At 33.8% G+C, this 23,176-nt stretch carries 21 protein-coding genes; 4 read left to right on the top strand and 17 right to left on the bottom strand.

Annotation, left to right across the window (positions count from 1 at the left end; genetic code table 11):
• Positions 1 to 2: 2 nt before the first annotated feature.
• Both RC62_RS13275 and RC62_RS13280 read right to left on the bottom strand, forming a co-directional pair.
• Positions 3 to 3,437, bottom strand: coding sequence for a SusC/RagA family TonB-linked outer membrane protein (locus RC62_RS13275; protein WP_082421296.1), 3,435 nt, complete (start codon positions 3,435 to 3,437; stop codon positions 3 to 5).
• A gap of 474 nt (positions 3,438 to 3,911) precedes the next feature.
• Positions 3,912 to 5,144 (bottom strand): ROK family transcriptional regulator, encoded by a 1,233-nt coding sequence (locus RC62_RS13280; RefSeq protein ID WP_055095907.1) that lies wholly within the window; start codon positions 5,142 to 5,144, stop codon positions 3,912 to 3,914.
• A gap of 625 nt (positions 5,145 to 5,769) precedes the next feature.
• On the opposite strand from RC62_RS13280, the gene RC62_RS23140 reads away from it, so the two are divergent.
• From RC62_RS23140 to RC62_RS13300, 4 genes are all read left to right on the top strand, one after another.
• The gene (locus tag RC62_RS23140) at positions 5,770 to 6,018 is read left to right on the top strand and encodes a hypothetical protein (RefSeq protein WP_245176827.1); all 249 of its coding nucleotides are present in this window, start codon (positions 5,770 to 5,772) and stop codon (positions 6,016 to 6,018) included.
• A 101-nt stretch (positions 6,019 to 6,119) separates the two neighbouring features.
• Positions 6,120 to 7,775 (top strand): peptidase domain-containing ABC transporter, encoded by a 1,656-nt coding sequence (locus tag RC62_RS13290; protein ID WP_055095911.1) that lies wholly within the window; start codon positions 6,120 to 6,122, stop codon positions 7,773 to 7,775.
• A 2-nt stretch (positions 7,776 to 7,777) separates the two neighbouring features.
• Positions 7,778 to 9,133 carry an HlyD family secretion protein gene (locus RC62_RS13295; RefSeq protein WP_055095913.1) on the top strand — a complete coding sequence of 452 codons (1,356 nt, stop codon included), beginning with the start codon at positions 7,778 to 7,780 and terminating at the stop codon, positions 9,131 to 9,133.
• 1 nt (position 9,134) lies between these two features.
• A complete protein-coding gene (locus RC62_RS13300) occupies positions 9,135 to 10,532 on the top strand; it encodes a TolC family protein (RefSeq protein ID WP_082421304.1) in 1,398 nt (465 codons plus the stop codon).
• Between the two features lie 387 nt (positions 10,533 to 10,919).
• Here the strand turns inward: RC62_RS13300 and RC62_RS13305 are convergent, their stop codons facing one another.
• The 15 genes from RC62_RS13305 to RC62_RS13370 form a co-directional block, all read right to left on the bottom strand.
• Positions 10,920 to 11,390 (bottom strand): phage holin family protein, encoded by a 471-nt coding sequence (locus RC62_RS13305; RefSeq protein WP_055095915.1) that lies wholly within the window; start codon positions 11,388 to 11,390, stop codon positions 10,920 to 10,922.
• A 116-nt stretch (positions 11,391 to 11,506) separates the two neighbouring features.
• On the bottom strand, positions 11,507 to 13,948 hold the full coding sequence (locus tag RC62_RS13310) for a fibronectin type III domain-containing protein (RefSeq protein ID WP_055095917.1): 2,442 nt from the start codon (positions 13,946 to 13,948) through the stop codon (positions 11,507 to 11,509).
• 50 nt (positions 13,949 to 13,998) lie between these two features.
• The gene (locus tag RC62_RS13315) at positions 13,999 to 14,628 is read right to left on the bottom strand and encodes a hypothetical protein (RefSeq protein ID WP_055095919.1); all 630 of its coding nucleotides are present in this window, start codon (positions 14,626 to 14,628) and stop codon (positions 13,999 to 14,001) included.
• Between the two features lie 15 nt (positions 14,629 to 14,643).
• Complete coding sequence (locus tag RC62_RS13320) at positions 14,644 to 15,729, bottom strand: hypothetical protein (protein ID WP_055095921.1); 1,086 nt, start codon at positions 15,727 to 15,729, stop codon at positions 14,644 to 14,646.
• Positions 15,730 to 15,918: 189 nt separating this feature from the next.
• Positions 15,919 to 16,221 carry a hypothetical protein gene (locus RC62_RS13325; RefSeq protein ID WP_055095923.1) on the bottom strand — a complete coding sequence of 101 codons (303 nt, stop codon included), beginning with the start codon at positions 16,219 to 16,221 and terminating at the stop codon, positions 15,919 to 15,921.
• Entirely contained in the window at positions 16,208 to 16,495 is a 288-nt protein-coding gene (locus RC62_RS13330) for a hypothetical protein (protein WP_055095925.1), read from the bottom strand. Before RC62_RS13330 ends, RC62_RS13325 begins: the two co-directional genes overlap by 14 nt.
• Positions 16,496 to 16,718: 223 nt before the next feature.
• Positions 16,719 to 17,054 (bottom strand): hypothetical protein, encoded by a 336-nt coding sequence (locus RC62_RS13335; protein WP_245176828.1) that lies wholly within the window; start codon positions 17,052 to 17,054, stop codon positions 16,719 to 16,721.
• Between the two features lies 1 nt (position 17,055).
• Positions 17,056 to 17,526, bottom strand: coding sequence for a hypothetical protein (locus tag RC62_RS13340; protein WP_055095927.1), 471 nt, complete (start codon positions 17,524 to 17,526; stop codon positions 17,056 to 17,058).
• A 4-nt stretch (positions 17,527 to 17,530) separates the two neighbouring features.
• Positions 17,531 to 18,013 carry a M15 family metallopeptidase gene (locus tag RC62_RS13345; protein WP_055095929.1) on the bottom strand — a complete coding sequence of 161 codons (483 nt, stop codon included), beginning with the start codon at positions 18,011 to 18,013 and terminating at the stop codon, positions 17,531 to 17,533.
• A gap of 504 nt (positions 18,014 to 18,517) precedes the next feature.
• On the bottom strand, positions 18,518 to 19,393 hold the full coding sequence (locus RC62_RS13350) for a hypothetical protein (RefSeq protein WP_055095931.1): 876 nt from the start codon (positions 19,391 to 19,393) through the stop codon (positions 18,518 to 18,520).
• 36 nt (positions 19,394 to 19,429) lie between these two features.
• Positions 19,430 to 19,774, bottom strand: coding sequence for a hypothetical protein (locus RC62_RS13355; protein ID WP_055095933.1), 345 nt, complete (start codon positions 19,772 to 19,774; stop codon positions 19,430 to 19,432).
• A 319-nt stretch (positions 19,775 to 20,093) separates the two neighbouring features.
• Entirely contained in the window at positions 20,094 to 20,519 is a 426-nt protein-coding gene (locus RC62_RS13360; RefSeq protein ID WP_035684757.1) for a hypothetical protein, read from the bottom strand.
• Positions 20,520 to 20,659: 140 nt separating this feature from the next.
• A complete protein-coding gene (locus tag RC62_RS13365) occupies positions 20,660 to 21,976 on the bottom strand; it encodes a DUF2586 domain-containing protein (RefSeq protein ID WP_055095935.1) in 1,317 nt (438 codons plus the stop codon).
• A 305-nt stretch (positions 21,977 to 22,281) separates the two neighbouring features.
• The gene (locus RC62_RS22875) at positions 22,282 to 22,461 is read right to left on the bottom strand and encodes a hypothetical protein (protein WP_110889218.1); all 180 of its coding nucleotides are present in this window, start codon (positions 22,459 to 22,461) and stop codon (positions 22,282 to 22,284) included.
• A gap of 103 nt (positions 22,462 to 22,564) precedes the next feature.
• Positions 22,565 to 23,140, bottom strand: coding sequence for a hypothetical protein (locus tag RC62_RS13370; protein ID WP_055095937.1), 576 nt, complete (start codon positions 23,138 to 23,140; stop codon positions 22,565 to 22,567).
• Positions 23,141 to 23,176 lie beyond the last annotated feature (36 nt).

Below are 23,176 nucleotides of genomic sequence, written 5' to 3' on the forward strand. Positions count from 1 at the left end.
ATTTACAAACTGATGTTTAAACCAAGGATAATATTTCTTGGAACGGGATAGGTTCCTGTTGAACCTGCTGCAGACAATCCTAAACTAGATCCTCCGTCGATACCTTGTACTTCAGGGCTTAATCCGCTGTATTTAGTAAAGTAATATAAGTTACTTCCTGTTATATACATACGAAGTGAGGCTAACTTAGCTCTCTCAACCCATTCTTTTGGGAAATTATAGCTAAAGGTAATTTCTCTGATACATATATAATCTCCGCTTTCGTAGTAACGGCTATTTCCCTGAAACATGTTTGTGTTGTAAGCAGCTCCACTAGCTTCTGATCTAAATAAGTTATTTTGATTGGTTTGATCTGCCCAACGGTAACGAGGTACATCTGTAATGTCACCTTCTTTTTGCCATGATTGTCCAGTTTCTGCCAATAGTCCGTAGTTACCCTGAAACTGACCTAAGAAACGTGCTCTTGCTTCGTTGTAAATTGTAGCTCCTAAAGAGTAATCTGTTCTTACAGTTAAGGAGAATCCTTTGTAAGCAGCATCAAAATTAAAACCTCCTACAAATGTTGGGAACATATTACCCATGTATTTTCTGTCTCTGCTGTCGATTACACCATTGTTATCAGTATCTTCAAAAACAGCATCTCCCGCGAATTTTTTACCTTCGGGATTACCACCTCCGGCAGCTGTTTTAGTAACATAAGTATCATGAACTTTTAAGTTGTAAGCATCGGCTTCTGCTTGAGTAGAAAGTACATACAATTGATTGTGTGCATAGAAGTTTCCAATTTTCTGACCTTCTTGTAAACCTCCAACATATTGATAAGTTCCGCTTTTTTGATCGAAAATCTCTGTTCCTCCAATTCGGTTATTTAAATTTCCATTTGATGGAAGTTTTTCAATCGTATTGGTATTATGAGAAACGTTTGCTCCAACATTAATTTTCCAGTCGTTTTGATTGTAAACATTTGCTTGTACTTCTAATTCGAAACCTTTACTTCTTAAACCTCCAAGATTGGTTAGAACTGTAGAGAATCCACTATTAGAAGGAAGCGTTAAATTCGTTAATAAATCAGAAGTTAACTTGTTGTAGAAATCTCCAATAATTCTGATTTTATCTCCGTTGAATCCTAAATCGAAACCACCATTTACGGTTTCAGATTGTTCCCATTTTAAACCCGGATTTGCAATTTGTGAGTTTATAATTGCGGATTGTCCGTTGTAACTGTTTGCTATACCATTTGTTGATCCTGAGTATAATCCGCCAGCCTGAAAATCTCCTAATGTTCCTAAGTTACCATTTACACCATAACTTCCACGAAGTTTAAGCGAAGAAACAAATTTAGGCATTGTTGCTGTCCAGAATTTTTCTTCCTGCATGTTCCATCCTGCAGAAATTCCCGGAAAGAAACCATATCTGTTATCAGGTCCTAAACTTGATGAACCATCATAACGGAAAGAAGCTGTTGCAAAATATCGGTTTTTGTAATCGTAATTTAAACGGCCAAAAACACTGTTTAATACCAATTTTGTATTGTTGCTGTAAACCGAAACGGGAATAGGAGAAGAGTCTAAAGTCTGCGCCAAATCTGATGGGCTTCCTTTTCCTGAAGCGTTAAAAGACTTGATGGTTCTGTCGTATTTAGAAGCTCCCAATTTAGCATCAAAATCACCAATATTTTCCCAGTCTTTTTTATAAGCAAAAACACCTTCGTATTGCACTTGCGAAATTTGATTGCTTAATCTTGTTGCTGTACGCGTATTGTCTACCAAACCGCTGCTTCCGCTTAAAAATGCCTGTTGAAAAGTGTTGTCATTTTCGTTTTCGCTATAAAGCGACATAGAAGGAGTGAAGGTAAAATCTTTGGCAAGTTTCAATTCACCATCAACGCTCATTTGTAATTTATTGTTTTCGTTGATTCCCTTAACTTTGCCCATTTGGTATAATGGGTTTCCGTTGATATTATTTTGTCCCGGAGCCAGTGTTCCGTCTTCCAGATATAATTTTGTTGTTGGTGAGTTTCCTAAATATCTGTTGAAAACAACACTGTTGGCAACCACTTGATTGTTGCTTGCTTTAGAAAATAACATACGACCGTTGATGGTGAAGTTATCTGCTACTTTTAATGACGCATTCAATTTACTGGTAAACCTTTGATATCCTGTAAATATGGTAATACCGTCACCTTTTAAATATCCTAAGCTTAAATCAAAAACTCCGGTTTCATTTCCTCCGCTAAAACCTAATGTATGACTTTGGGTCATGGCAGTTTGAAATAATACATCGTTCCAGTCTGTGCTTTTGTACATAATAGTACTGTTAGGATTTAACGGATCTTGTAGTTCCTGCCATCCTTTTGCCTGTAATTGTGCTACTGATTCAGGTGTTAAACTAGATTTTAATAATGTAGCAAACGGAGTATTGTTTTGAAGGTTGTTGCCTGTACCTGCAGGAGTTGCACCTGTTAGCTGACCTAGTCTTGCAATACCTGTTGTGGTAGAAAGTCCGGCAATTTCTGCAGCATTATAAAGTCCCTGACGTTGAAATTTGATATAATCCCCACCGTCCATAAAATCATATTTCTTGCCAATTGTACTGCTTTGTGTCGAAACATTATAGGTAACTTTCATTTTACCGGCTTTTCCGGTATTTGTGGTAATGATAATTACACCATTAGAAGCACGTGCTCCATATATAGAAGTTGCAGCAGCATCTTTAAGAACCTGAAGTGAAGCAATATCAAGGGAGTTTATATCATCGATTTGAGTACGAATAACTCCATCTACTATATATAAAGGAGTTGCACCAGCCGGATTATCGATAGATGTACCTCCACGAACCAGAATGTTCGAAGCTTTCCCGGGCTGACCAGAAGAGGTTTTTACCACCAAACCCGTTACGTTTCCTTGCAAAGATTGTGTTACGTTTGAGTAAGGTACATTTTCTAATACTTTTTTATCCAGTTTAGAAACGGCAGTACTTAAAGTTCTTCGGTTTTGAGAACCATATCCTACTACTATAACCTCATTCATTTGTTGTCCTATTTCTTTTAGCACAATAGTAAGCGGCGCAGTGCCAATTGCAACTTCTTGTTCTTGCAGACCTATATATGATACCACTAATGTAGTAGCATTATCAGGTACTTCGATCGTAAATTTTCCGTCAAAATCAGTTTGTGCGCTGAATGTAGTTCCTTTGGCAATAATATTTACACCAGGTAAAGCTTCTCCTTTTTCATTAGTCACTGTACCGGTAACTTTCTTTTGAACCGGATCAACTCTATTTACATTTTTGTTTGTAAGTGTAATGCTTTTTTCTGTTTTTGCAGTTGCGAGTTGCATGGTAAAAACTAAAAGCAACGTGGACGTCAATTTTATAACTTTTCCGTGGTTAGGAGTAAACCTACAATTTTTAGGTTTACTTTTAGGCAATAATTTCATACTTTTGTAATGGTTTGGTTAATAATAACTTTGTTAAAGGTCTGTTTATTAATTTTCAAGTCATTGTTCCAGGAGGAACCGGCCAGCAATGTTGCAAGCATTAGCTGGCTTTTTTATGTTTGAAAATTATTATTTATGCGATGATTGTATTTGTATGAATGCTGATTTTTAAATTTTACCTGATATAAAAACTTGTATATTTTTCCTCGTATTATTAAGATGGTTCTTTTGCCACTTAGCATTATTTTATTTTGAAATGAGGGTTAATAAAAATCAATTTTAGATTTATACTATATTCAAAGACCTAATATCTTATTAATGAACTTTTAACATTGAAAATTCACTATCAATTTAAATGTTATGAAAATATTATGAATAAATTAATTTATTATCACGAAGTAAAGATATAAAATATTTTAATATAACAATATTAGTTATTAAAATATTTTAATAATAAAGATGCAGTTGGGAAATTTAGTTATTAATTAGAGGAAATAACATCTTTTCTTTAATCACGCAGCAAGCGCCTATAACGCCCGCACGACGGCCTAAAGCAGACTTTTTAAGTTTCATGTCACGGTTGACTAAACCTAGAGAATATTTTTTTAATGCAGATTGAATAGGAAGTAAGGCATAGTCGCCTAATTGTGCGAAATCTCCGCCAATTACCAATAGGTCTGGATTGAAGATATTTAAAAGTATAGACAAATAACGTCCCATTTTTTCGCTTTGCTGGGTAACAAGATCGACACAAAGAGTGTCTTCAAGATTTACTGCGCCGGCAATAATAGCATTGTGCTGTAATGCAGAAGAGGTTTCGTCAAGTACGACTTTGGATTGTTTTCCTTCTTTTACCGCTTCTTTAAACTGATTAATTAAGGACCAGCCTGAAATTTCGGTTTCCAGACAACCTAGTTTTCCGCATTGGCACATAATATCATTATTAAAAATAGTACTATGTCCAAATTCTCCTGAGTATCCTGATTTTCCGTAATATAGTTTTCCGTCCGTTATCATTCCAATAGCGACTCCCCAGCTATAATTTACAAATATTATATTTTGTTCGTCATCTACAACACCTTCGCAATATTCGCCAAAAGCCATTGCCCGCGTATCGTTTTCCAGATGAACAGGAAGATCTAATTGTTCTGAAATGATTTCGTTTAAAGGTCGGTTTTCACTAAAGAAATAGTTATAACTAAAGCCTTCCATAGAGTTGATTCGGCCTGAAAAGTTAATGCAAACCCCAACTATGAGTTTTTTATCTACAGAGCTGTCTTCAATAAATGAGTTGATGAGTTCACAGAATTTTAATAAGGATTTCTGGGTATTTTCTAAAATAAATGATGTACCAAGTTCTACACTAACCAATTCATTTTTGATATTTTGCAATCCAATAGACATACTGCTTATTCCAACCTCAACACCTAAAAAGTAAGCACAAGTTGGGTTGATACTATATAATGAAGGTCTGCGTCCGCCACTATTGGTAATTTTACCCATATCTACAACGTAACCTTCAGTCAGTAATTCATTGACAGCTTTAGTTACAGTGGGCACACTAGATTGAAGTTCCGTACTTAATTCGGCAATAGTAGCATTGCCTCCAGACAGCAAACGCTTTGTTATAGATTGTCTTAGCATGTGCCATTTTTGACCTGAAAGACTTTTATCCTTACTATTGTCTAATAAATCTTTTAAACTCATCGGTTTTTATAGTTATGTCCTTTACAAACTTACTATATTTTTTAAATAATTATAAGAATTGCGCTCAATTATTAAAATATTTTTTTAATGTGAGTTATATTTTAAAAACAAACTTAGACTACGATTTTAATTATGATTGAAATACTTGTTGTCTATGAAGTTTTCAACTAAGAAAGTTTCGTGTTAATTGTCTCTTTTTTTTTATAAATAAGTAAATGTTCGAAAAAAAAGCTTGAATAAGTAGAATGATTATTTTTTAATTATCTGATAATGAATGATGTAATTGTGTGTGCTGAAATTCTAATGTTATTCTAATGTAGCAGCGAAAATTTAGATTTAAATTGCGCGCTTGTACGTTTTTTTGAGAAAAATTGTTTCAATTCAGGATTGTTTCAGCATCGAAAAACAAAGCTGAAACGGTCCTTATGATTTTGATTTTTATCTTATACTATAACTTTGATTTCTGATAATGCTGAATAAAATTAAAAATAATCTTTTCTGTAAATGCCTTCAGGTGTTACTGATTGGCTATTTTTTATTGAGCAGTATTAATATATCAGGTAATATTAGTCAAATAATAAATGATAATTCCGAAACTCATTCCGTTAAAGGAATTACCTGCAATTTGCTTAAAAAAATATTCAAATGCGACGGTATTCCCGAAGAACTGGATGATTACGAAACAAAAGATACCAAAACTGCAAAACTGGCAAAAGGAACTTTTTTATTAGATTATCTAATTCCTCTCGATACTTCGATAACTCCATTATACTTTATAATAGATTCCAAAGGGGAAAATCATATCGATAATCCCATTTTTTCGTTTGGATTTTATGGAAAAATACATTTAAGACCACCTCGCGCTATTTTATAAATGCTTAATTTTGATAGGGATAGAGTAATTCTATAATCCTTTGTATGGTATTTACCGTATATTAATGTCTAATATTAATCTTGTATTTATACTATAAATTCATGACACCATTAAAACGTTTTTTTAATTTACTTGCGCTTGATAAGCGTGACGTTTATCAAATTATATTCTATGCTGCATTTGGCGGTATTGTAAATCTCTCTCTGCCTTTAGGAATTCAGGCTATTATTAATTTTATTCAAAGCGGGCAAGTCAGCGTTTCCTGGGTAGTGCTGGTTTTTCTGGTAACTGTGGGTGTTGGTTTTGGCGGAGTTCTGACCATTTTGCAACTTCGGATTGTTGAAAACCTGCAACAGCGAATTTTTGTGCGATCTTCCTTTGAATTTGCTTACAGAATGCCTTTGATTAAATTTAAGGAAATGTATTCTGAATACGCTCCTGAAAAAGCCAACCGATTTTTTGATACGCTAATGGTTCAAAAAGGAACGGCGAAACTGCTTTTAGACTTTTGTACTGCTTTTTTGCAAGTAGGTCTTGGGATCATTTTATTGGTTTTATATCATTCCTTTTTTACGGTAATTGGTCTTTTGTTTATCGTTATTTTATATATCATTTTTAAATTTTCGTATAAAGACGGTCTGGAAACCAGTCTTAACGAATCTAAGTTCAAATATAAAGTCGCAGCCTGGATTCAGGAAATCGCTCGTAACCGCGAAAGTTTCCGAAGAAAAGGCGGTTTCGAATATGCATTGAACAGAAACGACGGTTATGCAAGCCAATACGTAAATAATCGTGAAAAGCATTTTCAGGTAATGAAAAAGCAATACATTCAGCTTACCATTTTTAAAGTTATTGTTACGGCTGCCCTTTTGTCGATTGGTGGTTTTCTGGTAATTCATCATCAAATGAACATTGGGCAGTTTGTGGCAGCAGAAATTGTTATTGTATTGCTGATTAACTCGGTCGAAAAAATCATCTTCGGGTTAGAATCTTTTTATGATGTGCTTACTTCGGTAGAAAAAATTGGTCAGGTTACAGATATGGAGATCTCCGGGATTCCGCAAACCTCAGCAATAAGCGACACCGGAATTAACATCGAGACAGAAAGTATTGCCTATAATTATCCTAATCACAATAAAAAGTCACTAAAAAACATCAACCTTAAAATATCTCAGGGAGAGAAAATTATATTAAAGGGAACAAACGGTGCAGGAAAAAGTACGCTGTTACGTTTACTTTCAGGTTTGCTAGAACCGGAAAGTGGTGATATGTATGTTACAGATAATTACATGAACCGCCTTAACGAAGATACTTACAGGGAACAGGCGGGAACATTCCTGCAAGGTGATACACTTTTTGCTGGTACGATTAGAGAAAATATTCTTTTTGGAAATCAAACCATTAATAATGATGATTTAAAATGGGCGCTTGATAATGTGTGTCTTACGCCGTATATTAAAACTTTTCCTAACGGATTGGAAAATCAGATTCATCCGGGCGGAAGTGAACTTTCGGCATCAGATATTCAAAAAATTCTTTTGGCACGAAGCATCGTCCATAAACCTAATATATTGTTCCTGGAAGATCCGGTTGATAAAATGGACGAACTGACTTCGAATAAAATTGTTGATTTTTTACTTTCAGAAGAAAATAACTGGACGGTAATTATTACTTCTAAAAATGACATCTGGAAGAATAAATGCGACCGTATGATCACGATTGATGATGGAAAAATTATTAACGACATAAAGCTTTAATCATGCTCAACATATCTAAAGATAATAATATACTTATAACACCAGGACAATATGCGTCGATCACCAGTGTTGCAAGAAGACCACACTATAAAATTTTAAACAGAATTATAATTGGGTTTTTGATTTTTGCAGTTGCCTGTCTTTTTCTTCCCTGGACGCAGAATATTTCAGGAAGCGGATCTGTTACTACTTTAAAACCAGACCAAAGACCGCAAACGGTTCACAATGCCATTGCCGGAAGAGTTGAAAAATGGTTTGTAAAAGAAGGTGATTATGTAAAAAAAGGCGATACGATTCTTTTTATTTCAGAAACAAAAGAAGATTATTTAGATCCTAATCTGGTGGGAAATACAAAAGATCAGGTAGATGCTAAAAAAATGGCTGTAGAATCTTATGGAGATAAAGTGAGTTCGCTTGATGTTCAGGCAAAATCGCTGAATACTGAAAGGGAATTAAAACTGCAGCAAGCACAAAACAAAATAAAACAAGCCCAACTGAAAATTAAAAGCGACAGTATGGATCTTGAAGCGATTAAAACGCAGTTAAGAATTGCACAGACACAATTTACCCGTTCGACGGCACTTAATAAAGAAGGATTAAAACCACTTACAGATGTAGAACAGAAAAAACTGAAACTGCAGGAATCAGAGGCTTATATTATCACACAGCAAAATAAATTGCTAAGCAGTAAAAATGAACTTATAAATGCCCGAGTAGAGATAAACCGAATCACGGCAGAATATTCTGAGAAAATTTCGAAATCAAGAAGTGATAAGTTTACCGCTTTAAGCACCCAATATGATACTGAAGCCCAAGTTAATAAATTACAGAATCAATATGTGAATTACAGCATGCGAAATGGGATGTATTATATCACAGCACCTCAAAGCGGCTACATAAACCGTGCTTTACTGACGGGACTTGGAGAAACAATAAAAGAAGGAACACCAATAGTAAGCATTATGCCTGCAGATTATGATATTGCGGTAGAAACTTATGTGGACCCAATCGATCTTCCGCTTGTACATCGTGGTGCAGGAGTTAGGGTTTGGTTTGACGGATGGCCAAGAATTGTATTTTCAGGCTGGCCGGGATTGTCGTACGGAACCTTTGGAGGTAAAGTTGTGGCAATTGAGAACTTTATAAGCGCCAACGGTAAATACAGGGTTCTAATTGCCCCAGATGGTAATAAAGAAGAAAAATGGCCAAAAGAACTGAGCATAGGAGCCGGTGCGCAAAGTATTGCATTGCTGGAAACTGTATCTGTATGGTATGAAATATGGCGTAACTTAAATGGTTTTCCACCTAATTATTATAAGTCAGATGCAAAAGAAGAAAAAGGAAAGGAGAAAAAATAAAATGAAGAATATGATAAAATTGTTTTCTCTTTTATTTCTATTTGTATTTTCAACATCTTACAGTCAGGATTTTATTAAAGAGGAATTAAGTTACAGTGAATTTTTAGGATATGTAAAAAAGTATCATCCGCTGGTAAAACAGGCTAATCTTGAAGTGAGTAATGCACAGGCAATGCTTATGGCTGCCCGCGGTGGATTTGATCCAAAAATTGAAGTAGATTATAATAAAAAAGAGTTTAAAGGAACAGAATATTATTCGTTGCTAAACAGCAGTTTTAAGATTCCTACGTGGTATGGTGTCGAAATCAAGGCAGGTTTTGATCAAACCGACGGACAATATTACAACCCTCAAAATCGTACTCCTGAAGCAGGATTAACTTCTCTGGGTATTAACGTTGCCTTAGGTCAGGGAATGTTTATCAACCAGCGAATGGCAGATGTAAGAGAAGGAAAATTGCAGATAAAACTAAGTGATGCACAACGAAAGTTACGAGCAATCGAGGTTTTGTATAAAGCAAGTGAAGCGTATTTTGAATGGAGAAAAAGTTATAACGAAGCAGAGCTTTATAAAAGTTATCTGGGGTTTGCAAGTACGCGTTTTGCAGGTGTAAAAAAGCTGATCGAACTGGGAGATTCTCCCGCGATTGACAGCGTCGAAGCAGGAATTACAGTCAGAAACAGAGAGTTGAATGTAGAAAACGGAAATCTGAAACTGGCGAAGGCAAAACTGAATCTTTCTAATTATTTGTGGATCGAAAGTGTTCCGGTTGAATTGGAAGATAATGTAAAACCAGAACAAAATTTAATCCAAACGCTTGAAGAAACGCTAAAAACGGCAGCAATGATGGTAAATTCAGAAACACTGGAAACACATCCTAAAATTCAGGCTCTGGAAACTAAAATGTCTATGCTGGAAATTAACCGACAACTTAAAGCGAATTCGTTATTGCCAAAGTTAAATGTGGGATATAATTATATTTCTGAACCGTCTTATTTTGATTCTTTTAATGCCGATGATTACAAGTTTAATATCGATTTTAGTATTCCAATTTTTCTAAGAAAAGAACGCGGGGGACTAAAATTGGCCAAACTAAAAATTCAGGATTTAAAGTATGATATCGATCAGCAGAGACTGGAACTTAAAAACAAAATAAAAGCACAACAAACCGAAATTGCATCTCTAAAAAGACAAAAAGCAGTTATCGATAATCTGGTAAAAGATTATATGACAATGCTAAGTTCCGAAGAAAAGTTATTCTCTTTTGGTGAAAGCTCCATATTCCTGATTAATTCGCGTGAAAATAATCTGGTGAGTGCAAAGCTTTCTCAGATTAGTATCGAGAATCAGTTCTATATTTCGAATGCTGAGTTGTATAAAATACTCGCAAATCCGGACTGATTTTTAATGTGGAATTGCCAATATTTAAAAATAAAAAGCCTGTAAATACTAAATTTACAGGCTTTTTTATAACGTTTATAGAAGTTAACGAACAGGCAATCCGTTTTATATTGTGTTCAGATTTTGTTTCGTTTTATTTATTTCAATACTGTTTTTTTCATTTGTCCTCGATGAAATTGATTTTGATATCATTTTTTTATCGGATGTTCTGGCACTTGAAACATTGTTTTTGTTATTTAAAGTATTCATAATGAAATTTTTAAATTAGTATATTTCAAATGTACCAGTTTAAAATCACATTATATTACACTATTTAATCTCTTAATTTGTATCATTTTAAGTTGCACATAAAAAATAAGGGAAGGTATTAGAATACCTTCACTTATTTTATTTTTCTATGTGAAATTTAGGATCTATTGTAATTAAAAGTTTCTTAAAGAGTTGTATTAATCGATCTCTTACCGATTTGAGGATCAGTGTCATTGCGTCGAAATTTTCTACTTCTTTTTTTGTTTTTATGGCAATAATATTGCTGATTATCGAAATTCCGTCACTCACTATTAATAAGTCCATTACCACGGTTACGAACCATTTAAAGTTGTAATTAAGTCCTTTACTCATCAATGCCAATGCTGTTGGAATTAGTAATACGGCTAATTTGGATACAAATCCTAAAGCCAGTTTTTTAAAACTAAAAGCGTTACTTAATACTATGGTTTTGATAATGCCTAAAAAAGTATCCATTACCATGAGGTAAAACAGCACTTTAACAATCTCCATATCCATTTCTAAGTAAATAAAAAATCCATAAAGCAATAGTTTTATTTCGTTTGAATATTCTGAAATTTTATGCATCATTGTTTTTTTTATATTTATTAATCTTCTCCTGTAGATTTATGCGCACGATCAAAACCTAAGTAATCTTTTGGGGCATAAAACCCCAAAAGATTGTAACAAATGGTTCATTGTAATTTTTATGGTTGTGGATCATGTGGATCCAGAGGTTTATTGTTGTGGGCAACAATTCCTGAAATCACATAATTATCTACAGTTTCTACATCTAGAAGTGCTACTTCCAGAGGTTCTTCTACAAATACAATTGATTCGATAGTTTTTGTTTTTCCGTTTTTGTCAATTAATAACATGTATGGTAAAACATTTTTCACACAAACCCATTTTACATTTTCACCATCTTCACTAACTAATAAAGGGTGCTGTCCCGTAACTTTAAGCGTTGTATCTGCCGTTTTAATTTCGTAATAACTGGGTTGTATGCTTGTTATTTTGTTTACTACAGTTACTTCTGCTTTTGCAGCTTCATTTAGTTTACCGTTCCAGATCATGTAATCTCCATCAGATTCATCAATTTCATTAGGGAAAGAAAATCCCTGAAGTTTATCTCCAATTACAATATTCTTTAATTTTTTTGATTGTCCGGATGCCATTGTTACCAATGATTCTACGTCGAAGCATTGGATGTCTATAGGATCTGTTGTTACTTCAACTTCACTCTCCGTAAAAGCACCAGTACCCGAAGAATATATAGCTCGTACTTTATAAATATAAGTAGTGCTATAAGATCCTGAGTCTACATAACTTGTTATGTTTCCAAGAACGGTTTTGTGCAGGGCAGATGTCGTTCCGGTTTGTCTTCTGTATATCTCATAGTTAAGAACACCCGGAGTTGCAGGAGCGCCCCATGAAATATATATGCTATTTTCGCCTTGTGACTCACCATGTAAGTTTGTTGGCATAGTTGGATCCACATCTTTTGTAGTGGCGTTTGCAGTACTTGCAGCTGATAAAGTTCCGGCTGTGTTTTTTGCAACAACAGAAAAAGTATAATAAGTTCCTTTAGTTAATCCCGAAACAGGATGTGAAGTTACAGTGTTTCCTAAAGTCACAAATTCAGATCCGTTTTTATATAAAACGTAATTGCTAAGCCCTGTACTGTCAATTGGCGCTGTCCATGTTAATCTTAAACTGGTAAAATCTATGTTTGTTACTATTAAATTTGTTGGTTTTGTTTTATCGCTTAAGCCCCCTGTGTATTCTATAAAATAAACTACTCGATAAGGGTTTATGATTGAAAATGGCAGACCTCCACCAGCACTTCCGGAATTAACTGTTTCATATCCGGCATGACGGTCATCACCTACAGATTCATAATGTATAATATTAGAAGTTGCATTATCTTTTAGCCTGGTTTCTGTATGCGTATGGGGAGGTATTTCATTTATAGTTAGTTTTTTACCTATTCGTCCTCCAGTATCAGCTATTGTCTCAAAAGGGAATATTGCATTGCCATTACTGTCTCTGTTATAAGTAAGCCCATTTCCCCCGTCACCATCTAGCAGATCACTTCTCTCCTGAATAGTTGGATTAAATAACCCCACAGGCATTTTCCCTCTCAAAGGCACATATTCTTCCCAGCCATCAGGAAAAGGTGCCGGTTTGCCCCAAATAGCAATCATACCGATAGGCACAGCTGTTGCTGGTTTTTTTTCTAATTCACTAATTCGGCCAAGTAATGAATTGAGTAGGTTATTACTTTTAACGACTTGATTGTAATCATCCATCAGTAATAAAGATTTATCAGAACTCTCAGAATCATTGAAATTTTCAGTACTTGTATTTAGGTTGTTAAAATGTACTTTTCCTCCAACATAGGTATTATCCCAATCCGATTCATAATTTAAATGAAGGTTTGTAACCGCTGCATCACTGCTGTCTACTAAAGCTCTACCTAAAGGGTTTCCGGGATTTTTTAATCCTCGTCTGGATGCTGATCCCATTCTAAAATCAGCAACTCTTACATTTGCTGCAGAAGATTCTCTTATGTCTAATTTTGATAATTGATAAATGTCTAAATCAAGATCGCCTTTCATTGCCTTTGAGCCATCCAGAGGCAGATAGGTTTGATTAATAGTATCAATATCAGCTTGTATCGACTGAATGTCTTTTACGATTTTAAAATTTGCCAAATCATAATATTCTATTCTTAGTTCGTCGCTATTTTGAGAAATCCCGTTACCATACTCAGTTTCAGTGATGTATTCTGCTTCATAATCAAAATAAGCAGTTTGAGATACTCCTGTCCCATATACCAGATTTGTTCCAGTTCTGGTGGTTTTTAGATAACCAGTATCAGAACCTTTGGCAATAGGATATAAAATCCCTTCTGTTTGAGGTAGTGCCCTTCCGGAATCTTTGAGATTATTTTCGTCTTGTTGAATAATAGCCCAGCCTTTTGCAGCATTAGTTGCGGGAGCTACAATATAATTATAACCTGTATCGATGCTTAAATGGCTTTTTAAAGCTTCGAATAACTCAGATCTGTACGCAGTTTGAAGTCTTTCTAAAGTTTCTTGCTCCAGAGGAAATCCTCCTGAATGACTAAAATTTACTTGTTTCATTTTTATTTATTTAAATGTCCGTTGTTTTATACTCGTTTGTTGTCTTTGTTTTATATTATTTTTCCTGATGAATACGAATAGCTTTCGTAACTTTTACCAGCCAGTTTATAAAAGTTTAACAAATTGTGGTATTCAATATTTGCAACTTTAATAGCTTCTGATTGTACAGATTCATCTTTATTGGGGTCAATAACTATAGTTTTGTTTGCTATTAAACTTTGCGGAATAAATACTCTGAAATTCGCATAAGCTATCGTCGTATAATCTGTACGATGAGCGAGATAAACAGGTTTGTTGTTCCTGTTTTTGTACTCCTCATGTTTAAAAACTTTTAACTGCGGAATCATTAAAGTACCATCCGGCTCATAATACTCTTTGTGCAGGTACACATACTGTAAAGCAGGTTTGACCGATTCGTCTATATAAATTAACTCTTCTAATCGTTTCTGTTCGGTGCTTAAATTAGGATTGTAGATTTTAGTAGGATTATAAGTGTCGTTCAGTACTTTCTCCAGGTAAATAACCTGACCTGTATGCTGCATTTTATACAGAATCTCCTCGTAAATGGTATGAAGAGGGGTCAATAAAACATCGAGCCAGTCAAAATGTGTTTTTTTTCTAAGAATAGGAGGGATGAGCCATAACAATAGCTTTTCCCATTTTAAAACGGTGTATTTCATTGTATATATATTAGACTATTGTTTATCGCGGTAGAAAGTATAAGGAATGTAGTTGACCTCAACCTGAAGTGTATCCATATCAAAATATCCTGCGTTTGGAATAAAATATTCGATATTCGTAACATCTGTAAGGCTTTCAGGATCGTCACTAGGATTTGTTGCCCACGAAGTTTCGACCTTTTTTAATATCGGAATTTTTACTCCTGTTGCTTTCTGAACAGCATCAACCAGATATGTTTTTACAAAAGCACCATTAAATTCAATGTTTTTTAAATTATCTTTTGCTGCATCTAATATCGGAAAAACCTCTTTTTCTAAAATTAATGAACCGTTTCTTGTGTCTAATGGTTCTTCTAATAAGGCTAATTCGTAAGCCGCTAATTTGATTTGTTCTTCGTCATTTAAATCCCTGCTTAAACTTTTGAGTTGATAATATTCAACGTCTTTTGGATTGATATAAATAGTCAAAGGATCGATATAAACATTAAGACTTAATTTAAGATTATCTCCCTGATCAGATGTGATGTAGACTTGGTTTCCAGCATCTTTTATTTTTGCGATATATTCCTTAAAAGCAAAAAGTTCGTTGGGTACATCGATTCTCGAGATTTTATCCTCTTTTACAGTAGCCACTTTTATAAAAACAACCCCAACTTTATTATGGAAATAGTCAGAGAAAATTTCTTCTATTTCTTTTTTTGGTTTAAGCACCGTTCCTAAGTCAATTTCACTAACAGCGCAATGTTTTATTATTTTTGCCTGTTCAATTTCGTCTTCAGATAAGTCTGTAGTGTCAAATTGATATGAACCATCTTTCCAGATAAGTGACATTCCGTTAATCGAATCCGGATCTAAAGACATTCCGTAATGAAAATTTAAAGCCTGTTCGCGATACCAGTTTAGAGTGTGAGGTCTTGATATCAGTGCATTTTTTTCTACCACTTTTTCATGGACCCAAATCGCAGTAGCGATGATATTAATCCAGAGTTTCCAAATCGCAGTCTTTGAGTTTGATAATGAATCTGTTAAGCCATTTAGGGAAGATTGTTTCCCTTTCTCAATCAGAATTTCATTCTGTATTTCAGCAATTGTACGTGCCATATTTTGATTTTTTAAAATAGTTTAGCCTGTAAGACATGTGTAATATGCTTATAGATAATTGTTTATGTTTTTTTGTAGAGACTACAGAAAAGTAGTTTTGTTTTTAGAAATTTCTAAAAAGGAGATTTGTGTATTACCGTATGATCCAGAAAATTATAACTGTTATGAGGTAATTTCAAAAGAGATTTATTAATAAATGATAAAATCATCTTCAATAATCATGTAATCAATTCCTGAGAAGTTATCCAGTAAATATTGCTCTTCATCAGAAATGGCCGTTGCAGGTTTTAAGTTTCTCGAATTATAATATTCGACAATATCCTTTTTAAACGCTTCTCTGCCTATTTTTAAATCTTCGTATACAGAAATGTCATCTGTCAGGTTAAACTGGTCATTGTCTTCTAAAAGGTCGAATACTTTTTCGATACTTCCATACTCTTGTAAAGAGATGTCAAAAATGTTTTGGTTTTCTTGTGGTTTAATAGTTTCCATCGATTTTAATGTTTTGTAAATCGTTGACATCTAATGTTTTTACATAAAAATTGTCATACGATAATTGTTTGTCTATTTCGTTTTCTAGTCTAAGCCTGGAGGTTGCGTCCGGGCTGTTAATGTATTTTTTTATTCCTACTCCCAGAATAGGAAACTCTTTATAACTTCCTTTCTGGCTTAACAATAGATGTTCTATATTTTGCTGATCTGCCTCATTAATGGCGAAATCTCCATTTGTAATTAACAAGTCTTCATCTATGATAAAATCTTTCATATGTCGTTATTATTTATTGTTTTTATTAATTAATATCTCTCTTGAATTTGCGCGCCATACTCAAAAGATGATGTTTTGTTTTGATACTGTAAAAATACGCCATGCATTGCCTTTTACCAAGATTTTGAGGGGTAGTAATCAGTAGTTTCAGTAAGTTGATTGTGTTTTAAATTGTTGTTATTTAATGTTTTATATTCTTGTTTCGGAATTAAAATCAGGATTTTTAAACACTAGGAATAATGAGGTCGATAATCACTTTAAAAATTATTTTCAGGATATTATTTTTAATAGCATTCAGCTTTATTTTAGAAATTCCGGTAGTTTGAAGCGCTTGTAATGACACTAAATCAAGCTGACTTTTTAAAAGCCATTCCAATTCTTCTTCTGTAAGATTTCCGGAAGCAAAAAGACTCATCCAGCGTTCCAGTTTTTCTTTGGATTTTTCCAGAAATTCGTTTAAATCTTTCTCTAATTCGGCTTTATTATCTTTATAACTTTTTGTTATAATCGTTTTTAGTTTACTTTTTAACTCTTCTATAAGTTGCTCGCTATTCATCATTTTAAGTGTTACTGTTGATTAAATCTAAAAGTGCATCCTTCGCCTCTTTGTCTTTTTTAATTTCATATTGAATCAGTAAATCCAAAGCATCTAAAACCTGTTTTTTAGATTCTTCTATAAAAACCGTAGATAAAATAACTTTCGTTTCCCAACGCTTGAAAAAACCGGATAAAAGATTTTTTTCTTTATTGGTTAGAATTTTCCACATCTCAAAAGAGATATCATTATTGGGCTTGTTTTTTTCGTATTCGACCAATTTTTCGATGTTAAGTTGTAAAGTTTCAACCTCTTCTTTGTGAGTAACATAAGGTGTAATTGCTTTAGCCATTAATTTAGAAGTTTCTACTTTTAACTCTGTTGCTTTTTGATATGAATAAGGATCAAATAGTGCAGTTCTGGTTGAGGTACAGGAGCTAATTGCAAAAGTTATGGCAATTAAAAATACAATATGCTTTAGTTTTAAATATTTCATCTGATTATTTGTATAAGATTACGTAGTTTTTTTTGTCTCGTTTTAGTTTGCTGAGTACTTTCCAGTCGCTATATCCTTTTTTATCAAAATGCGGAAGATCTTTAAAGGTTTTCCAGTCTCCGCCCCAGTTCCAGTTGTATTTGGTAAAGATTTTGACACATTCCTGCCAATCCGAGATTTGATCTTTATCCCAGTCTTTTGCCGTATCCCACGAAGCCGTTTTGCCATCAATAATGAGGCAAATATCTACCGCAAAGCCATAATTGTGAATCGATTGTCCGCCTTTTGCATTTGTAACTTTTTTTCCGGGTTTCGTTCTTCCAAAAGCATACAGATCTTCTTGTTCCTGAAATGATCTGAGTCCTTGCGTAATGCGAACTTTAGCCTTTCCGGTTAAGGCAAGATCACATTCCTCAATAATTTTGGTAACTTCTTCCCTGACCGAAGGATGAAGCAAATCAATGTGTTTTTTTGTTGTTTGATCCATATTTGTATGTATTAATGATTTCAAATTTTGAGAATAAAAAACCTTTCCTGATTGTTTTAAGACAACCAGTTTTTTTAGTATTTAGTAAGATTTTTTGTGTTTTGAGATTTATTTAAGATGAAAGAATTTCGTAAATAAATGCTGAAAAATTAGTTGTTTTATAATCAGATTTAAAAAAGTAAGATACGTATTAGAAATACTATAAAACGATATCATAACAAAGTTATTATTAATGTTATCTTGTTTTAAGTCATATGTTTATGTGTTTTTTTTGCATGCTTATTTGTATTTTGCGATCTAAAAAAGAGCAAAAAAAAGCACCCATTTTTTTGACTCTGAAAAAACGGGTGCTGCAGTTAAGAATATTAAAAACTTTCTTGCTAAATGAGTACTCCGGACTTCATTTTAAAATGGATCTGTAAAACACTTAATTATTAGGATTTTATAAATCAATTAAATATCTCTTTACAGATAAGAATCATTAAAAAAATAAGCAAAAAAAGATTAGTTATCAGAAACGTCTGAGTAATCAATTTTTTCATATTTTCCTTTTTTGTACGTATTCCACCATCTGTCGAGTTTTATGATAATAACTTTATCGTTATTTATGTTATTATTAAAAAGCTTTTGAATCATATTTTTTTTTCCTTTTCCATAATGTTTATCAACAAATTTTGAAAAGTCTCTAAAAATTCCGGCACCAACTTCTGCTTGTTGTTCCAGTGGAGAAGAATCATGTATAATAGTATCGTATCCAGGTTTTCCCGTCTTTATATCATCAACTTCGTTTATAGCATCGAGATTAATAATTGCTTCAACAATATAAGCTCCAACAGACCTTGCAATATGTTTTGCTCCGCCATAATCGTCTAATTGAGGTAAGTGACCAACTTCATGGGCGCTTAATCCAAGAAAGCTCAGAGAGTTTGCCCTTTGATTGTAATATGTTATATTACCTGATTTAGAATTATCTCCAGTAGTCAGACCGCCACCGCTTAAATAGCTTTTTTTAAATTCTAAAGTAGTACTTTGTATTGATTTTTTATCTACACCTGAAACTAAATGAAGTAAATGAACAGCAGCCTTACTAAAACGATATGTAGCTGGTGTTTTAGTTCCGGGAACATAAGATTTTACTTCTATAACGTTAGTAGCATAGCCTTTTATAGGTCCATTATTCTTTTTAGGAATAGCAACACTATGGGGTACTACTTTTTTATGTTTTTTTACTATGGAACTTTTAACATATTTAAGCATTTCACCAGCATTTTTATCATCTTCAATCTGCTGACGCCAAATGCGAAGCATAATTTGTCTAAAACGGGCCATTTCAGAAGCACTGGTATCTTCAAGTTCTATAATATGTTTTCTGGTACTCATTAGGATAGTTTTTTATGAAAGGCAAAAAGGTATTTACTATAGTATTTCTACTTTAACAGGTTTCGGCTGAATATGATCTGAAAATGCGGTGGTAATGTTGAGACGCAAATCGTCTTCTTGTTCGATTTTGCCATCGCCACCCAAATAGCAGTTTTTAAATAATACTTCCAGCGCTTTAAATTCGTCCATTTTCGATGCTTGTAAAACTGCAGAACGAATACTGATATCCGGTTTTTTGAAATAAGCAAAAAGAGTGGTTTCGTCATCATCAGCAATGCTAAGTTTAACTACTTTTTTATGCTTGTGTTTCCATTGATTAAACTGTGCCTGGGTAATGTTTCCGTCAAGGACATCGGCAGTTTTTGAGATTGTGTTTTCCATTTTGAAACTTATTATGGGTTGTATGATAGGGGAAATTGATGTCTGATATAGTTGGTGTCTTTTGGTTGTTTTTTAGACACTGGTAAAAAAGAGGCTGCCCGAGTTATTTTTTTTGAGTTAAATAGCCTCAAAGCAGCCTCTTGAAGTAGGTTTTCTTTTGTAAACGGACTAATAAAGAGCTTCTGGAATAAGTTTACTTGCAAAAATCATGTTGCTTTTGAACTTCTTTTTTGCGTAACGCGTTTGATATTGGGTTTCTCTTTTTAATCGGTTTCAAAGAAAGGGAAGGGAATTATGGTTTTAGGAATTTATCGCCAAATTAGTTCCACTCAACGTGAGAACAGATCAAGTCAAAAGAAACTGCAATTTTAGTATCTCCCTGGCTAATTCCTCTGCTGTTTGAGTTAAACTCACAGTTTCTTACTGTATGCGTAATCACTTCGTTGCTGTCGTCAAGATAACTTACGATGATGCTAAACGGATTAATATCCTGTAATCTTTGTCCTTTTGGTAAAGCAGCTAAAATAGCTTCAACCTCGTAGTTGTATAAAGTGATTGATGCTTTTGCCTCATATTTTCCTCTACCTCTGTGTACCGGCATATCTCCGGCTCCGTAATGGTTTTCTTTAGATACTGAGTCACTATAGTTTACAGCTGTAATTCCGGTAACAATGTTACCCGCAATACTTACTTCGATAGATGACCAGCTGTGTTGTTGTCCGTTAATTAATGGTAATTTATTCATATGTATCTTGATTTGTTTTTATTAATCCTGATAACGTTCAGGAGCTATCACCTTTTGTTTATTTTGTTTTTTAACAATTGAATTGGGGTGATATTATTGGTGAATTTTTATTGTTTTTGAATTATAGGAAATTCAATAAATTATGCTTTTTCGATTCCAAAAGGATTTTTGAATCCTAAATCGACAGTAATTTTACGGGCAGTTCCAATAGGAGTAATTTCTGCTTTTACTTTTAATTCTGATGTTGCCAAAATGTTTTGTTTTGGATCTACATACACATCAAAGTCAGAAACTTCCTGGTTAGCAACCATTCCTTCCAAAGCACTTCTGCACAATCCTTCAAAGCTTTTTGAAACGGATTGAGGTAATTTTCCATCAATATCTACTAAAACCGGAGAAGCTAATTTTGGTAACAAAGCAGTACGCAATAAACGGGTTGCTTTATTGATTGTACGGTTGTTTTCTACATAAGCAAAGTCAGATGTTCCTGTAGTACAAGTGTGGCTGTCATTAAAATAAACACCTGCTAAACCGGTATGTGTTTTTGCAAAAATGAATCTGTTGTCGTTTAGCTCGCTTAAAGTTCCAAGAGTTTTGATTTCTTGTCCGCCAATAAAACCTGCTTTTGAAAAACCTTCTCCGGTAAGATTAAATTTTTCGATCCAGGCAATGTTTTCAGATACTTTTGCTCTTGATACAGCTCCTAGTGCCAAACCAACCGCTGCTGTGTTTTTGTACACCTCTCTAAAAGTGAATTCAAGAAAAGCACCATCTTCTTCTTTGTAACCATCTTTGGTTCTTACGTTAAAAACATTCGTATCTTCTATTCGAGCCACTTTCTCTCCTGGAGCCAGATTGTAAACCGTATTATCGTCCTCTCTCACTAACTTTTGTTCAAGCGCTTTCTCAACATCCATAGCAACTACTACAGATACGTTTTCAGCATTAAATTCAGCTAAGCTTGTAGCTGAATCAGCATCAAAACCTTTTCCTTCCAGAATAACTTCAAAAGGCATATAGTCAGTATATGCAAGTTCTGCTTGTGTTTGAGCTGTTTCGACTGCTGTTTTTGTTTGTGCAAAAGTGGTAGCTCCGGAATAGATAATTGCCATTTGACGAATGTTTCCATTGGCTTTTTCCTGCATATCCATTGCTTTTCCTGCAATCTCTGCGTATGAAGCTCCTGTAGATGCCATGATGTACAAGTCTCCGGAAGGGTTCATTCTAAAAAATTGTTGAATTTGGTAATACGCTGATTGTCCATTTACATCATAATCAGCAGTAATTCCTAATGCTTCAGCATCTTCTACAGAAACCAGGCGCTCAATTTTGTTTACTGTTAATTTTGTAGTTGCAACACCGTCAAAAAGTAATCCTGAAACCATATCCTGGTCTGGATTTCTTCTTCCTAATCCGCCTGATAGTTTGTTAATCACTACATCGTTTAATGTACTCATAATATAAAAATGTTTAATTGTTTAAAATTTGTTTTTGTTTTTTTGCTTGAAAAAAGGCAAAAAAAGGACTGTAACAAGTTGCTAAGCTTATTATTATCAATGATTTAATTTTTTTTAAAAAGTATTCGTAATCTGGAATCCAAAAAGTAGATTGATATTTTTTGGACGTTTATAAAAACTGGTTTTTCAATTGAATTTTGCTCTTGGCCAAGAGATAAATTTGCTTTTGATATCGAGTACAAATTTAAGGTTCAAGGTTGCTTTTTCCAATTTTTTTGATCTTCAAAGCCAGTAGTTTCAGTGCTTTAAGCTCTGGCCTCTGTAGCGAGTCCTTCATTTATAATAGTATAAATAGTACGCTCTGTGAGGAACAAAGTATCTGAAAGTTCAGACACTACAACTTTCATTTGTTTAGCTTGATTTCTATTTAGGTAGTTGATCACATAATCTCTCCTTTTGTCTAATAGTGTTCTGCTTCTTTTCATTTTTGGGGTTTTAATAAGGATGGGTTAATTTTATTTAAGATTTGGTTTTGTATGCTGTGGTATTGTTATGCCATTTATCTGTAAACTAATAGACCGTTTTAGATTATCTTGTGGTATTTAAATCTATATTTTCTTCAACTTGATTAGGGTTGATTCCTATTATTCCAGAAGTTAAGTCATATCCTAATTCTTCTAATGCTTCATTGCTTAAGCCATTATTAAAAAGAATGTATTTCTTTTTTAAGATGTTTTCAATTAATGTGGTTTTATAAGTGATCTCCCAAATAAAATGATCATTTTTATTCCAGTATACTTCCTCATTGATATATTGCTTTTCTTTTACTTTAAAAGTCGAATTGGTATCGATAAAAGCATTATTGCTGGTTGCAGACAAGACGGCTTTGTCTAAGCGATGTGCAATCTCGAATACCTCTTCGTAACTTGTTGATGAAATTGTACCAATAGGTAATACAACGTACAAACAAAAAGAGACATCTGCTTTATAGTTTTTTTCAGAAGATGTTTGCCAGGAAATAGTATCATATTTAAACATTACTAAAGGCGCTTCAATTGCAGTTTTAAAAACGGCATCACTGTAAAGCTGTACTGTTAGCGCATTAGTAGAAAACTCAGTTTCGATTGCGCTCTTTTTCTCGTTATAAAATTCTTTTAAAATCATATGATGGATTATTTTTTTACAAATATACAACATATG

It is taken from the genome of Flavobacterium aquidurense, from assembly GCF_001404985.1.
Classification (GTDB): Bacteria; Bacteroidota; Bacteroidia; order Flavobacteriales; family Flavobacteriaceae; genus Flavobacterium; species Flavobacterium aquidurense_B.

Bases quoted from the DNA above. Each gene is read 5' to 3' on its own strand.
- RC62_RS13325 (WP_055095923.1), bottom strand. From the start codon at position 16,221: ATGGAAACTATTAAACCACAAGAAAACCAAAACATTTTTGACATCTCT.
- RC62_RS13320 (WP_055095921.1), bottom strand. From the start codon at position 15,729: ATGGCACGTACAATTGCTGAAATACAGAATGAAATTCTGATTGAGAAA.
- RC62_RS13330 (WP_055095925.1), bottom strand. From the start codon at position 16,495: ATGAAAGATTTTATCATAGATGAAGACTTGTTAATTACAAATGGAGAT.
- RC62_RS13335 (WP_245176828.1), bottom strand. From the start codon at position 17,054: ATGATGAATAGCGAGCAACTTATAGAAGAGTTAAAAAGTAAACTAAAA.
- RC62_RS22875 (WP_110889218.1), bottom strand. From the start codon at position 22,461: ATGAAAAGAAGCAGAACACTATTAGACAAAAGGAGAGATTATGTGATC.
- RC62_RS13355 (WP_055095933.1), bottom strand. From the start codon at position 19,774: ATGGAAAACACAATCTCAAAAACTGCCGATGTCCTTGACGGAAACATT.
- RC62_RS13370 (WP_055095937.1), bottom strand. From the start codon at position 23,140: ATGATTTTAAAAGAATTTTATAACGAGAAAAAGAGCGCAATCGAAACT.
- RC62_RS13300 (WP_082421304.1), top strand. From the start codon at position 9,135: ATGAAGAATATGATAAAATTGTTTTCTCTTTTATTTCTATTTGTATTT.
- RC62_RS13305 (WP_055095915.1), bottom strand. From the start codon at position 11,390: ATGATGCATAAAATTTCAGAATATTCAAACGAAATAAAACTATTGCTT.
- RC62_RS13275 (WP_082421296.1), bottom strand. From the start codon at position 3,437: ATGAAATTATTGCCTAAAAGTAAACCTAAAAATTGTAGGTTTACTCCT.
- RC62_RS13365 (WP_055095935.1), bottom strand. From the start codon at position 21,976: ATGAGTACATTAAACGATGTAGTGATTAACAAACTATCAGGCGGATTA.
- RC62_RS13345 (WP_055095929.1), bottom strand. From the start codon at position 18,013: ATGGATCAAACAACAAAAAAACACATTGATTTGCTTCATCCTTCGGTC.
- RC62_RS13280 (WP_055095907.1), bottom strand. From the start codon at position 5,144: ATGAGTTTAAAAGATTTATTAGACAATAGTAAGGATAAAAGTCTTTCA.
- RC62_RS13340 (WP_055095927.1), bottom strand. From the start codon at position 17,526: ATGAAATATTTAAAACTAAAGCATATTGTATTTTTAATTGCCATAACT.
- RC62_RS13310 (WP_055095917.1), bottom strand. From the start codon at position 13,948: ATGAAACAAGTAAATTTTAGTCATTCAGGAGGATTTCCTCTGGAGCAA.
- RC62_RS13295 (WP_055095913.1), top strand. From the start codon at position 7,778: ATGCTCAACATATCTAAAGATAATAATATACTTATAACACCAGGACAA.
- RC62_RS13290 (WP_055095911.1), top strand. From the start codon at position 6,120: ATGACACCATTAAAACGTTTTTTTAATTTACTTGCGCTTGATAAGCGT.
- RC62_RS13350 (WP_055095931.1), bottom strand. From the start codon at position 19,393: ATGAGTACCAGAAAACATATTATAGAACTTGAAGATACCAGTGCTTCT.
- RC62_RS13360 (WP_035684757.1), bottom strand. From the start codon at position 20,519: ATGAATAAATTACCATTAATTAACGGACAACAACACAGCTGGTCATCT.
- RC62_RS13315 (WP_055095919.1), bottom strand. From the start codon at position 14,628: ATGAAATACACCGTTTTAAAATGGGAAAAGCTATTGTTATGGCTCATC.